Origin of the sequence: Paenibacillus massiliensis subsp. panacisoli DSM 21345 (genome assembly GCF_000426545.1) — a bacterium.
GTDB lineage: Bacteria > Bacillota > Bacilli > Paenibacillales > Paenibacillaceae > Paenibacillus > Paenibacillus panacisoli.
Genome location: NZ_AUFO01000010.1, coordinates 210,173 through 223,713 on the forward strand (window position 1 = coordinate 210,173; position 13,541 = coordinate 223,713).

General features: G+C 43.5%; 12 protein-coding genes and 1 pseudogene. 12 read left to right on the forward strand and 1 reads right to left on the reverse strand.

Features of this window, described 5'->3' with window-relative positions; genetic code table 11:
• The first annotated feature begins 96 nt into the window (after positions 1-96).
• The 9 genes and pseudogenes from K331_RS0109155 to K331_RS0109200 all read left to right on the forward strand — a co-directional run bounded on the left by K331_RS0109155 (position 97) and on the right by K331_RS0109200 (position 9,930).
• Entirely contained in the window at positions 97-489 is a 393-nt protein-coding gene (locus tag K331_RS0109155) for a DUF4280 domain-containing protein (protein WP_028590063.1), read from the forward strand.
• A gap of 20 nt (positions 490-509) precedes the next feature.
• Positions 510-3,449, forward strand: coding sequence for a contractile injection system protein, VgrG/Pvc8 family (locus K331_RS29170; RefSeq protein ID WP_226383562.1), 2,940 nt, complete (start codon positions 510-512; stop codon positions 3,447-3,449).
• A 28-nt stretch (positions 3,450-3,477) separates the two neighbouring features.
• Entirely contained in the window at positions 3,478-4,389 is a 912-nt protein-coding gene (locus K331_RS0109165; protein WP_169718320.1) for a WG repeat-containing protein, read from the forward strand.
• 18 nt (positions 4,390-4,407) lie between these two features.
• On the forward strand, positions 4,408-5,367 hold the full coding sequence (locus K331_RS0109170; RefSeq protein WP_028590065.1) for a suppressor of fused domain protein: 960 nt from the start codon (positions 4,408-4,410) through the stop codon (positions 5,365-5,367).
• A 385-nt stretch (positions 5,368-5,752) separates the two neighbouring features.
• Positions 5,753-6,211: pseudogene (locus K331_RS32440) on the forward strand (ADP-ribosyltransferase); the annotation flags it as partial.
• Positions 6,212-6,228: 17 nt separating this feature from the next.
• A complete protein-coding gene (locus tag K331_RS0109180) occupies positions 6,229-7,203 on the forward strand; it encodes a hypothetical protein (protein WP_028590066.1) in 975 nt (324 codons plus the stop codon).
• Positions 7,204-7,217: 14 nt separating this feature from the next.
• Positions 7,218-7,673, forward strand: coding sequence for a DUF6630 family protein (locus K331_RS0109185; RefSeq protein ID WP_028590067.1), 456 nt, complete (start codon positions 7,218-7,220; stop codon positions 7,671-7,673).
• A gap of 78 nt (positions 7,674-7,751) precedes the next feature.
• Positions 7,752-9,530 (forward strand): YwqJ-related putative deaminase, encoded by a 1,779-nt coding sequence (locus K331_RS32190; protein WP_211237332.1) that lies wholly within the window; start codon positions 7,752-7,754, stop codon positions 9,528-9,530.
• Positions 9,511-9,930, forward strand: a complete 420-nt coding sequence (locus K331_RS0109200; protein ID WP_028590068.1) for a toxin-antitoxin system YwqK family antitoxin — start codon at positions 9,511-9,513, stop codon at positions 9,928-9,930. Before K331_RS32190 ends, K331_RS0109200 begins: the two co-directional genes overlap by 20 nt.
• Before the next feature lie 225 nt (positions 9,931-10,155).
• Here the strand turns inward: K331_RS0109200 and nfi are convergent, their stop codons facing one another.
• On the reverse strand, positions 10,156-10,830 hold the full coding sequence (gene nfi / locus K331_RS0109205; RefSeq protein ID WP_028590069.1) for a deoxyribonuclease V: 675 nt from the start codon (positions 10,828-10,830) through the stop codon (positions 10,156-10,158).
• 254 nt (positions 10,831-11,084) lie between these two features.
• On the opposite strand from nfi, the gene K331_RS0109210 reads away from it, so the two are divergent.
• The 3 genes from K331_RS0109210 (at position 11,085) to K331_RS0109220 (ending at position 13,499) form a co-directional block, all read left to right on the forward strand.
• On the forward strand, positions 11,085-11,489 hold the full coding sequence (locus tag K331_RS0109210; RefSeq protein ID WP_028590070.1) for a hypothetical protein: 405 nt from the start codon (positions 11,085-11,087) through the stop codon (positions 11,487-11,489).
• A 445-nt stretch (positions 11,490-11,934) separates the two neighbouring features.
• Positions 11,935-12,624: a helix-turn-helix domain-containing protein gene (locus tag K331_RS0109215; RefSeq protein WP_028590071.1), complete on the forward strand. Its 690-nt coding sequence runs from the start codon at positions 11,935-11,937 to the stop codon at positions 12,622-12,624.
• 32 nt (positions 12,625-12,656) lie between these two features.
• Complete coding sequence (locus tag K331_RS0109220; RefSeq protein WP_264177748.1) at positions 12,657-13,499, forward strand: IS3 family transposase; 843 nt, start codon at positions 12,657-12,659, stop codon at positions 13,497-13,499.
• Positions 13,500-13,541: the final 42 nt, after the last annotated feature.

Consider the following 13,541-nt stretch of genomic DNA (forward strand, 5'->3'; position numbering starts at 1 on the left):
CGATCAAAGAACTATTAATCGGGATATTCATGATGACAGCATGTGAACGCTCTAGCTAAAGCTGGCCGAGAGGTCTTAGAAAGGAGCATGAATCGGATGGGGGAAAGCCAATATTACATTGTTCGCGGAGCCTGTATGGCGTGTGAGTATGGAAGTCACAAGCGTAAGCTGAACCTGCCTGTAAGTCACGGGGCCTTTGTGAAGGATCGACCCATGATGAATGAGGATGACTATGGTCCCGACAATATCTCCTACTTCGGGATCTGTCAGAACCCGGACAATCCAAGCACGGAGACGATCTATCTCGTGTCGGAAGATGGACAGCAAATATCCGGCAAGCCGTGCAAGCCGATCTTTCCGGAGAAATGGAATAAGACGAAGGAAACAACGCGAGTAGAGGGGAAGCCGGCGCTGACCAGTGAATCCTACCAGCAGTGCATGTATATGGGCTACGTCGGATTCATGACGACTGGACAAGAAGATGAGTAGGGGAACGGAGGTGGAGCACCATGATAGGATATGAGCACATCCGGGTACAGTCGCCGTATCCCTTACAGCATCTAGAGCAATTACATATCCAGTGGAAGACCGGGGAGCATGGGCGCATACGCCTAACAGGGACAAGCCCGGACAGCGAGCAAGTATCCGCAGTACTGCAGGCGGCTGCCGACGATACGTTGTATGTCTATGCACAGCAGGGAGAACAGGAGCTGAGCTTGTTCAAAGGCCTAGTGCAACGGGTTGAGGTCACGCACAGTCAGGGAATCTATACGCTGACCATCGAGGGCGTGAGTGCTTCGTATGCGCTGGATGTCGAGAAGCGCAAGCGGACTTTTCCAGAGGAGCAGCAGACGTATAGCGCGCTGATTGGGAAAGTGCTGCAGGCCTATCCGGGTAGTGATATGATCTATCACACTGGAGGCGGCGAGGCAGTCGGGGAGCCGATTCTGCAATATGAGGAGACGGATTGGGAGCTGCTGCAGCGTCTGGCGAGCCGCTTACAGGCGGTCGTCGTCTGTGATATATTGGAAGCAGCAAGTCCCAAGCTGCACTTCGGTATGCCAGAGGGAACGTCTCGCGAGCTGCCGCAGGACGTGTCCTACACGGCTCGCAAGAATCTCAAAGCCTATCACCTGGCAGGTGGCCTGTCCTCCGGGCTGCATGATACGGATTTCTTTGAATACGAGATCACCACCTCGCAGCGGTATGCGCTGGGAGAGCAGGTTAAGTTCCGGCAGCAGCCGTTTGTCATTCGTGAGCTGCGGGCTGAGCTGGAGCAGGGCGAGCTGCATTTCCATTACGTGCTGGCCCGACCAGATGGAATCCGCCGGGAGACGCTGAGGAATCCGCTCTTGCGGGGCATCTCGCTGGAGGGCGAGGTGCTGGCTGTTCGCGGTGAAGAGGTCCAGCTGCGCCTGGAGATTGATAAGGATGATGGCTTGGCGGAGCCGCATTGGTATCCGTTCGCTCCGCCGACGGGGAGTGCGATGTACTGTCTGCCACAGGTCGGAACGAAGGCAAGTCTGTACTACCCGGATGCAACGGGCTCCGGTGCGCTGATTGTGGGGACGGTACGCAAGAATGGCGGTGAATCTGCCAAGACAAGCGACACCAATACGAGATACTTCGGGACCGAGCATGGTAGTGAGCTGAAGCTGGCGCCGAGCCATGTGAACCTGCAAAAGGACCCCGAGGGCGCAATGCTCGTCAGTCTGAACGACGAGACGGGAATTGAGATTACCAGTCCCGGCAAGCTAACGATGACCGCAGAGCTGGAGCTGGAACTCTATACGCCGCAGCAGATCATTCTGGGCAGTGAAAGCCAGATCTTGGCCTACCGCGGCGAGAGCGAAGCAGGGCTGGTGGTGGAGAGCGAGTACCACCTGCTAGGCGAGAAGGTGTGGGCTGACGGCAGCGACCGAACAACCTATCCGCCGTTCGACGACGAGCCGGAGCTTGGCGAAGAGCCTGAACCGGACCCGCCATTCAACTGGGGTAAGCTGGTGAAGAATGTATTGGTCGGTCTAGCAGTCGTCGTGGCTGTCGCAGCTGTAGCGGCTCTGACTGTTGCTACACTGGGAGCAGGCCCGATTCTGATCGGAGCCGTAGCCAGTGGTGCGTTGATTGGGGGCGCGATGGGTGTTGGGATGATGGCCGTATCGGATATAGCCCGGGGCGAGGTTAGCGACATGAGTGACTATGCGTTGACCGGGCTAAAGGACAGCTTCATCGGGGCCGTGAGTGGTGCGATCTTCGGACCCGGAGCCGCCGTCGGAACGGCATTTGCTCGCAAGATGGGTGCTGCTGGGGCGGAAGGCGCCTTCACGAGCATTATGGACCAACTGCTGAGTGGGGAGAAGATTAACTGGAAGACTGTAGCGATGGATGCCGGGATTGGCATGCTGACTTTGGGTGCGCTGGACAATAAGTATGCCAAGCAGCTAGGTGGCTTTATTGGGAAGATTGGCAATAAGATCAGCCCAGCTTCCATTAAGTCCGGGATCTCGAAAGGTATGGATAAAGCGGCAGCAGGGTACCAAAAGGCGCTGGAGAAGCTCAGCGAGGCAGGCAGTGTGCTTGGGAAGAAGATGAAGGATCTTGGTCAGAATGTCGCTGATAAAGCGAAGGATTTGAACCAGAAGGCGAAGAAACTTGCGGATTCGATTGAGCAACAGAATAAACTTGCCAATGAAAAGTTAAGACAGCAGGTGCAGAATGCAGCAGAGAATATTTTTGGCCCCAAGAACAACTATGCTTTTGCGGGTAATACTACTTCACCTAATATTAGCAATAACATTCCGAACGTACCAAATACCACTATTAAAAATTCCTCTGTTCCAGCTAAGACAGGCAGTAGAATCATAACTGAAGAGGAATTTGCAGACTTGGCGATCTTACTAAAAGGACAAAATTTATCTCGTGTAATGGTAAAAGAACTAAAAGAAGGTATGAAAAATGGACTATACTCTATAGAAAAAATTACGAAAGGGAATGCGAAATACAAAATTGACGTTTTGGACTCAAATGGAAAGCCTTCAACAACAGTTTTGCTGGATGATTCAGGTAAAACCGTTAGTATGAGTTGGACAGTGGGCAGTTCTGGTAAGCGTGGATCAGGATATAGGCGCGCAAAAGTTGGTAAAGGTAATGAAAGAGGTCATATAAAGTCCATAAATGAAGGTTCGCTTGATAATGCAGTTGAAGATAGCCCGCTGAATATTATCCCACAGACACCACAAGTTAACGATCCTAAAGTGAAGACTTTTGAATATTATAGGGTTGAAAACTGCCAAGGTGAAAAAGTTATAACAGATATGCTTGATGACCCACCTGGTTATGTAAGAGTATCGATTCCTAGTAAAAATATTGATGTGGTCTATAATCCTCTGTCACAAAATACAACAAAGTGGCCGAAGGATTGGTATACAAAAAGCGGACCTTTTAATTAGTGTAAAGGGTGTGGTACGTGTGTATCTGATGAAACAAGACGACAAATATGGTTTTATAGATAGACTAGGTAACTATGTTATTGAACCAATGTACAGAGATGCAAATGAATTTAGTGATGAACTAGCATGGGTCAGCACCTTCAAAGGTAAAAAAGGATATATAAATAAAGATAACAAAATGGTTATAGAAGTTAATGCTGATTATTATGGTAACTTTAAATTTGGTTTGGCCCAAATCACCATTAATGGGATTGATTATTGTATTGATAAAAATGGAGAAGTTATTACTTCTAAGCTATTTAAAAAAATTCATGGGATTAATGAGAACCAAACGATCATTGTTGAAGTAGATCGGAAAATGGGATTGATTAATTATAGCAATGAATACATTCTGCATCCTGAATGGGATTATATCGGTGAATTCTCAGAAAGTTTCGCTGTTGTCAGTAAAGATGGAAAAGATGGTTACATCAGTGAGAATGGTAACGTAGCAATTGATCCCATCTTTTTTTCAGGGGAAGGTTTTTCAGAAGGCTTTGCCATAGCTACATTAGATGGGAAACATTATGGATTTATCGATTCAACTGGTGCATTTGTTATTGAACCTAAATACTATCAGTTGAAAGAATTTAGTGAGGGATTCGCAGGGTTTAGATTAAAGAGTGGTGGAAAATGGGGGTACCTAAATTCTTTAGGTGAGGTAGTGATCAAGCCCAAATTTCAAAGTGTTGAACCATTTTATGGTGGTTTAGCAGATGTAGTGAATAAAGACAGAACAGGTTTTATTAATCAAAAGGGGAAGTACGTTATTAAAAATGTGTTTTTGACGGCTAAGTCCTTTCGCGATGGCCTGGCATATGTGAATTACAATGGGGAATGGGGTTATCTGGATAAGGAAGGTCAATGGATATTTAAGCCGAGGGGATTTGATCTTTGGTAACAGGAGGTGCAGAGTGCAATGTTTAATAGAGTAGAAGCTATAGAAACTATTCTTGAGAGATCACCTTATTTTGAGTACTTATGTAAATATGTCGCTACGATTGGATTCATATTTCAAAAAGGTTGCGAATTAGTCATTCTAGCGGGTAAAAATGACGCTCCATTAGCGAATATATTAGGCCTTTCTTCATCTAATGTTGGAATAGTTGATATTGAGTCATTAAATTCATTTGAAGAGGTTACCCCTGAATTATGTGTTAAGGTCAATGAAGAAGAAATAACTAAACTTGCTGAACAGGCAATACCTCTGTCTAAGCTGAGCATTTCTACTTCTGAAGGACAAGTCCTGCCTCCGCAAGTAGAGAATATAATTAAAAGAATACTTATGCCGCCAACAGACGCTGCTTTTCCTTTGGCTGATCGAATTGAGTTAATTTATGGTAGTTTGTTTGGGTTTATTGAACCGAAATTGGTTTGGAGAAGCGAGCAAAGTGATTTGTTGGTCTTAAAGTATGAAGCTGCTTTTGAAGGGTTGGACGTGTATATTACGTCAGGATTTACGAATCCTGAGCTTTCTGGGAGCCAACTTGAATTGGAAAATGGTTCAACATCTGGTTATGGTTATGAACTATTGGTGATGGCAGAAAGTACAGATACAACACTTATTCGAGAACTAATAAGTTGGACGAAGTTTGTTGAAGAAACAAAAATTCATATTTTTCAGGGCCAATATTTAGAATATCAAGAGGGAAAGATTCCAGGGACAGATCTGGGGGGATTCATTGTTGTACCTCCAATAGATCTGCCGGAAATAATTCCTGTATTGTCCGGGTATGGGATGTTAAATTTACTTATTGGTGTGACTCTAAAAGAATTAGAGATTGCGAAAAAAGAAGACGATATTTATATCGTGGCAGATAAGTTGTTTGAAGCGGGTTACGTTAATTACAGTCCTTTAAATAGAGATTCTGTACTGTAGGATTTTAAGTACTTTAAGTCAAGTCGGCATTTTAATAATGTCGACTTTTTTCATTCCATAGACCCTAGTGAGCCATGGATAGTAAAAGACAAAGCTGGAAAAGCCGTTCGTCATTCGTGAGCTGCGGGCTGAGCTGGAGCAGGGTGAGCTGCATTTCCATTACGTGCTGGCCCGGCCAGACGGGATTCGACGGGAAACGCTGCGCAAACCGCTCTTGCGGGGTATCTCGCTGGAGGGTGAGGTGCTGGCTGTCCGCGGAGAAGAGGTCCAGCTGCGCCTGGAGATTGATAAGGATGACGGCTTGGCTGAGCCGCATTGGTATCCATTCGCCCCGCCGACGGGAAGTGCGATGTACTGTCTGCCGCAGGTTGGAACGAAGGCAAGTCTTGCAAAGGAGTATGAAAGAAAAATCGATAATTCTAAATATTTCTCTCATGATAAAGGCGATTTTGGGGAAGAAGTGACAAAAATTGTAGCTAAAGATAGTGGATTAGGTAAAGACGTTTCTGATCTGTTTCAAACGGGGAGAAACGGTATAGATGCCGCATTCCTATCGAAAGGGCCGCCGCCAAAGTTAACGATTATTGAGTCCAAAGCATCAGATTCTGCAAGTTTTAGTTACTCGGATAAACAGAAAAAAGGCGGAGATAAGTATTTCGAAGGAATGATTAACAGCCAGGATTCTAGGTATGATGGTTTTGGGGACAAATTAGAGGAATTAATGGAGGAGAATCCAGGTCTAAAATTAGAATTCATTAGAGTTGAAACAGATATTAAGATAACAGATGTAGGATTCGGCGTTGATGATTTGAAGGTAAAAGATTGGAGTAAGGAAATAGATTAATTCCTAAGGAGGTTATGATGATAAATCCCAAAAAATTTGAAATGGCATTTAAAAGATACAGAAATAACTTTGTGGAAGGGATTAGACTTGAAGATGTTAAAGAAAAATATAATATAAGTAGAAGCAAGATTGAGAAAATTGTTGATCAAAATGACACAGAAAAAGACCACATACTATTAATAAATCTAAATAAAATTTTCTCGTATTATTTATCACTATGGAAAAATGATGTATTGATTATGAATAAAAGCAATACAGAAGAATTAAAGCAGATGCAGAAGGTCGTATTTTATCAATGCATGGTGCAGAAGCTCTATACGATTAGGTATCCTGAGATGATATTGGGATACTCGTTTAGAGAAGTCGTGATTACACTGGTTCATTTTACAATGTACGGTTGGGAGAAAGAAGAAGATATATTATATGATTTTATGTCTCATCATTTCGGTGGATATTTAATAGATGCCAATGAAGAAAACAGGCATATATGGTTTTTGTTAGAGCTGTACTTGCAGTATAAAAATAAAACAATCATGGGAACAAATAAAAAATTGTATTTAACGGTTAGAAAGAAGCTAAAAGAAGCGGATCTACGATTCGGCTCAATCCCAGAAGACCTGAACATCTATGATGAAGTATTGGAACGTTGGTCGACTGATAATCTAGAGGAAATAGAAAAATTAATTTTGGAAATGTCCCAGTTTCATTCTGTTTTGGCTTCTGAAATTGGACAGCTAGGCGAATTTGGTGATTTTAGATACGGATTTTATCCTTTTGAAATCTTCTTCCTAGTGTATGTTAGGAGAAAACAAGGATTACCAGTACCTAATAAGTTCGACAATTTACTAATGAATACTCCAGAAGCTAAAATGGTATTTGGAGATCGAGAGCCTTATCCTAAATGGGACCCAGCGCTTCAACTGATCGACCAATTTTATCGTAAAAACTACCCTGAATATATTCCTAACAAGCATGGGGAGTTGTTTCAATAAAAGGGAGGGCCAGTATGGCAGATCAAGGGATTGCGCAGCTCATTTTCTCTGATGACAAGGATTTGGAATCATTTCTTAAGGAGCAAGGCAGTTACGATTTACATGAGGACTTATTAAAGTATGGATTGAAGACGAAAAAATTTTTGTACGTTGATTATAAAGGTGAGCATTACCAGGAAATTGTAAATTTTATTCTGGATTATGAATTTTCCCATCAAATTGAATTAGCAACACAAGAAGAACTCGAGAAATTAGAAGTGTTTAATTATGAGTATTTGCCTGAAAAGATTATGGAAGTAAATAAAATATTATTACCAAAGGGGTATGGACTATTTTCATATCCCAATTCAGGCGACTATTTTGTACTTTTCGTTGCAAAATTAGAAGATATTAAAAAACTACTGCAAGAAGAATTGTTGTTCGATGATAGAATCCCTTTCCAAGAAAGATGTATTAAGTATTACAAATAGTGTTTATAGAGATATAAACAACGAATTATAATCCAAAAAAGCTTATCCCAGTTCTAGAGAGAATAGGGTTAAGCTTTTTTGGTACTCAGAAATCAAATGTCTACGATTATGTTGACTCTTACCGAAAGCGGAGAACCTACATTTTTAGTAGGGAGCGAAAGAACCGCTGCAAGCGGGCAGCCGCATTGGTATCCGTTCGCTCCGCCGACGGGGAGCGCGATGTACTGTCTGCCACAGGTCGGAACGAAGGCAAGTCTGTACTACCCGGATGCAACGGGCTCCGGTGCGCTGATTGTGGGGACGGTACGCAAGAATGGCGGTGAATCTGCCAAGACAAGCGACACCAATACGAGATACTTCGGGACCGAGCATGGTAGTGAGCTGAAGCTGGCGCCGAGCCATGTGAACCTGCAAAAGGACCCCGAGGGAGCGATGCTCGTCAGTCTGAACGACGAGACGGGGATTGAGATTACCAGTCCCGGCAAGCTGACGATGACCGCGGAGCTGGAGCTGGAGCTCTATACCCCGCAGCAGATCATTCTGGGCAGTGAAAGCCAGATCTTGGCCTACCGCGGCGAGAGCGAAGCAGGGCTGGTGGTGGAGAGCGAGTACCATCTGCTAGGCGAGAAGGTGTGGGCTGACGGCAGCGACCGGACAACCTATCCGCCGTTCGACGACGAGCCGGAGCTTGGCGAAGAGCCTGAACCGGACCCGCCATTCAACTGGGGTAAGCTGGTGAAGAATGTATTGGTCGGCCTAGCAGTCGTCGTGGCTGTCGCAGCTGTAGCGGCTCTGACTGTTGCGACACTGGGAGCAGGCCCGATTCTGATCGGAGCGGTAGCCAGTGGTGCGTTGATTGGGGGCTCGATGGGTGTCGGGATGATGGCCGTATCGGATATAGCCCGGGGCGAGGTTAGCGACATGAGTGACTATGCGTTGACCGGGCTAAAGGACAGCTTCATCGGAGCGGTAAGTGGTGCGATCTTCGGACCGGGAGCCGCCGTCGGAACGGCATTTGCTCGTAAGATGGGCGCTGCTGGGGCGGAAGGTGCCTTCACGAGTATTATGGATCAGGTGCTCCGTGGGGAGAAGATTAATTGGAGTACTGTAGCCAAGGATGCGGGCATCGGGATGCTGACCTTGGGCGTGCTGGACAGCAAGGTAGGTCAAAAGTTCACTGGCTTTGTGGGCAAAGTCGGTAATAAAGTGACTCCAGATTGGGTGAAAAAGGGAGTTACGAAGGCAAACGAGGGCTTTGAGAAGGTAGTGGACAAGCTCAGTGATGCTGGTAGTAAGATGGGCCAGAAGCTCAAAGGTTATCTTAAAGTACCTAGTAATCGTAAAAAAAGTCGTTTAGAAGAGTTGAGGGCTAAATATGGTAAGTTAAGCTCTAAAGAACTACATCAACGTATTAATTTAAGAGGTGCTGTTGGTGATGAATATAAGCGTCTAAAATCTATAGGAGTAACAAATGATGAAATGGGACCATGTTTAGCTGGTGTGCTTGATAAAAAGACTGGGAAGATTTATTTTGCTAGAAACACTATGGATGGAAGTATCCCTAATGAACTTGCAAAAGTGATTAAAAAGAGACTAGTAAAAATGCCTAAAAATATACTAAATGGATATAAAAAATCTAAAGGTGCTGGGTCTCATGCCGAAATTCTCGCACTAAACGAGGCCTTATTATCTAGAGAAGGTTCAAAACTTTCAGATTTTATGATATATGTGGTGAAGTCTAACGGTTCTCAAAAGCTACGAGGGACTCCTGTTCCAAGGTGTCCGCATTGTGAATACTTGACACAAGGAACCAATTTTATTCCGGAGGTTTTGAAATATGGAAAAAATCGTAGATGAAGAGATGCTGGATTATGATGATGATTTAAGAATTTATGATGACGAACTATTCACAGGTATTGGATATTCAAATCACCCTAATGGAGTTATAAAAAGGAAAACTAATTATAAAAATGGGCTTCCACATGGTATTCGAAAAGAATGGTATTCTGATGGGGAAATTCAATCAGAATATGAATTAAAGAGAGGACGGATACATGGTTGTAGAACTTGTTGGCATTCAAATGGCTCAATAAAATCTATTGCTCATTTCGAATGGGGGATTGAACTGGACTATACTGAATGGGACCAGAATGGTAAGTTAATTGAAAAACGAGAACTTGACCCTAAATCCCCTGATTCAAATTATGATGTTTTGTTGAAATTCAGAGAGTATTATTCTAAGCAAGAGAATCTATGAAATTAAAACTTGAAATATGTAGTTCTGAATTGGTTCTGTTCGTCTGCATATTATTCGTTAAATGAAGCATTACTAGCACAAAAATGCCTTGCCCACTGATTATATGGATTATGTAATCATATAGTAAGAACAGTATACAATATCAAGGGCGGAATTCCGCCCTTGTTTTTTTAAATAGCATTTTCGCATAACAATATCATATTGTAAGTGAATTGTGCATCTCACCTAGATAGCGCTACAATGTTTCTTAACCAGTTGATCTGCCTGACGCGTCGTTTCTGGTAAGCGATATTTGGGTGCAAGGTCCAGTATCCATTGGCAGGCAGTATCCAAGGATATACGATGGCCGACGGATATAAAAACAGGATTAACCTTATCCTGCGTCCTTAATACATTCCCGATGACCTCATCATCGTCAATTAATGGAGCAGTGCTTCCGCGCCATATGTCCGGTTCTGAATATTCACCCCATAACCTGGTTTTTCCACAGCCAATCGTTGGCACATCAAATAGTACACCTAGGTGAGAAGCAAGTCCGCACCTTCTGGGATGGGCAACACCCTGTCCATCGCACACAATCAGTTGTGGCGTGTGTTGTATTTTTTCAAATGCCTTGATGATTGGAGGCAGTTCTCGGAAAGAAAATAATCCTGGAATATACGGGAATTGGGCGGTATCTTCAATAACAGATGTCTCTATGCATTCTAGAGAATCCTTTTCTAGGATGACAACGGCAGCTACTAATTGATCACTTGATTTGTGATAGGCAACATCAACGCCAGCTATGTAATAAATTCCAGACAATTGATCTGTTTGAATGACTTTCTTTGCGAGCTCCTGTTGGATCTCAATGGATTGGGCTTCATTAACATCCCATGGATGAATAAATTTTGGTTCCAGCGTACTCACCTCATTAGTCTTCAACTACGTTTAAGTGTGAATTGATTGTCTCTATTGTAGCAGATATCGGGTACTTAAAAACTTTTTGTACTAGTTCAACTAGCTAATCGACGATAGTGTGAAGGTTCGCTCCGAGCAAAAGAGTTCTAAAATATCCTCTGAAGATAATTAATATGTTCTCCAATTAAAAAATTAAATAAATCCATACGTTATTATTTAAATATTTTTTTTAGTATGAGATGAGGAATGATGGTATGAAGTTGATAAGTTACGACTCAATAAAAAATTCTATTGTTTTAGATTTTGAGGAATACATTGGAGAGGAGGGCTTAAATGTAGCGCAAGTTTCAGCGAAAACTTTGGAAGAAGATTGGAGGATAGTAAATGATAGTTTATTTACTAAAACTTTATATTTTGTTTCAATCGCAATTGAGAGCGCAAAATACAATGAAATCGCTGATTTTATTTGTTCTAATTTAGATAGTTATCTTGAAAATTCAAAATTTGAGGATACTATTGATGAAAACGAAGTAAAACAATTGTTAGAAGATGTTCAATATTGTAAGAAATTACTCACGAGTAGTGAATTGAAGATTATAGAGACGACGTATACAACAAAAGCGAGAGTTGAATACATTTTAGGCTTAAAGTCAGATTGATTTGAGAAACTACACATGAAAAGCTTATTTCAGCTCAAATAAGAGTTAGGAATAAGCTTTTTTCATTAAATGCAAAATACTGTAGATTAGTGATAGGGTGCTGGAGAGCGAGTTCCACCTGCTAGGCGAGAAGGCGTGGGCTGACGGCAGCGATCGGACAACCTATCGGCCGTTCGACGATGAGCCGGAACTTGGCGAAGAGCCTGAACCGGGCCCGCCGTCGGATCGGCATTTGATTGCAAGGAGGGCATGGTTGGAGCATAAGGCGCGTTCAATAGTATTATGGATCAAGTGCTACGCGGGGAGAAGATTAACTGGAAAACCGTAGTGAAGGATACTTATATTGATTAAGTATAATTAATCCACAATGCGAGCTACTGATATGCTCCCATCATTGTAGACAGTAGAAAAAAACAAAACTTCTACTATGATGGGGGTTTTTGTAATGTCCAAGAAAAGTCCGATTTCGTACGAATTAAAGATTCAGGCTGTGCGGCGTTGTTTACGATATGAATCAAACCCAAACCATGAGGCGAAGCAACTGGGAATCTCTCCAGATACGGTGACCGATTGGGTCAGAAAATATCAAGCAGATGGAGAAGAAGGATTAAGAAAATCCAAAGGATGGAAGGTTTACTCCAAACAGCTAAAACGATCAGCTATCCAGGATGTACTTTCTGGCGAATACTCCGTACGAGCAGTGGTGAAAAAGTATCACATTTCGAGTAGAAGTGTGTTACAGCGTTGGGTTTCCAAGTATACTGGAGAGATACCAAGGAAACCAACTCGTAGAGGAGAAGGACAACCCTACATGAACAAAGGACGGAAAACGACTTACGAAGAACGGATTGAAATTGCACAATACACCATCGCTCACGATCTCGATTATCAGAAAGCCATCGACAAATACGGTGTCTCTTACCAGCAGGTATACGCATGGGTTCGTAAATATAAGGCAAGTGGCCAGGAGGCTTTACAGTACCTCCGGGGCCGGAAGAAGCTGCCAGAGGAGCTAAATGAGCAGGAACGCTTAAAGCTTCGGATTAAGGAACTCGAAGCGCGTAATGAGTACTTGGAAATGGAGAATGCACTCTCAAAAAAGCTGGCAGAGATCCGGCGAAGAAACACGCACTAACCTTTATTCGGCATGTAGACGCCTACCAAGCCATTAAGGAATTACATGCCGACAAAGGATATGCGATCAGCAAGCTCTGTGAGCTGGCAGGAATCGCTCGATCTGCCTATTACAAGTGGCTAACATGGACGCCATCCACCAGGGAACTCGAAAATCTTGCACTGGCTAAGGAAATCAAACAGCATTATGTCAAACGAAAGAGAATTCTCGGCTACCGCCAGATGCGTACGCAATTGAACCGTAAGCTGAAAAGAAGCTACAACCGTAAACGATATTACCGCATCATGCGTGCATTTGGATTAAGGTCAGTCATTCGCAAAAAGCGACCAAACTACGTGAAAGCTCCAGAACTTCATCTCGCAGAGAATGTCATGAACCGGGACTTCCAAGCGGATGCTCCAAATCAAAAGTGGTGCACCGATGTAACTGAGCTGAGGTACGGGAATGGTCGCAAGGCCTACCTGAGTGCCATGATCGACGGATATGACAACTCTATTGTTTCGTGGGTATTAAGCCCTTCCAACAACAATGAGCTTGTCGTGAATACGGTAAAGAAAGCTTACGAAAGAAACCCGGGAGTCATGCCGCTGTTGCACAGTGACCGAGGCTTTCAGTATACCTCGCTTACATACAAGCAGATTCAAAAGAAATATAAGTTTACCCAAAGCATGTCTCGTGTAAGTCGGTGTCTGGATAACCAACCCATTGAACGATTCTGGGGTACCTTTAAAGCAGAACGCTTTTACCTAGAGAAGTACGATACCTATGATGATCTCCTGCGCAGTGTGAGAACTTATATCCGTTATTACAATAATGATCGGTACACAGAACGACTAAATGGCTTGTCCCCAAACGAATATCGACGAGCAGCTTAACGAAGAATAATCCCCCTTCACCGAGGGGGACTACATACAGAT

Bases quoted from the DNA above. Each gene is read 5' to 3' on its own strand.
- K331_RS0109155 (WP_028590063.1), top strand. From the start codon at position 97: ATGGGGGAAAGCCAATATTACATTGTTCGCGGAGCCTGTATGGCGTGT.
- K331_RS29170 (WP_226383562.1), top strand. From the start codon at position 510: ATGATAGGATATGAGCACATCCGGGTACAGTCGCCGTATCCCTTACAG.
- K331_RS0109165 (WP_169718320.1), top strand. From the start codon at position 3,478: ATGAAACAAGACGACAAATATGGTTTTATAGATAGACTAGGTAACTAT.
- K331_RS0109170 (WP_028590065.1), top strand. From the start codon at position 4,408: ATGTTTAATAGAGTAGAAGCTATAGAAACTATTCTTGAGAGATCACCT.
- K331_RS0109180 (WP_028590066.1), top strand. From the start codon at position 6,229: ATGATAAATCCCAAAAAATTTGAAATGGCATTTAAAAGATACAGAAAT.
- K331_RS0109185 (WP_028590067.1), top strand. From the start codon at position 7,218: ATGGCAGATCAAGGGATTGCGCAGCTCATTTTCTCTGATGACAAGGAT.
- K331_RS0109200 (WP_028590068.1), top strand. From the start codon at position 9,511: ATGGAAAAAATCGTAGATGAAGAGATGCTGGATTATGATGATGATTTA.
- K331_RS0109210 (WP_028590070.1), top strand. From the start codon at position 11,085: ATGAAGTTGATAAGTTACGACTCAATAAAAAATTCTATTGTTTTAGAT.
- K331_RS0109215 (WP_028590071.1), top strand. From the start codon at position 11,935: ATGTCCAAGAAAAGTCCGATTTCGTACGAATTAAAGATTCAGGCTGTG.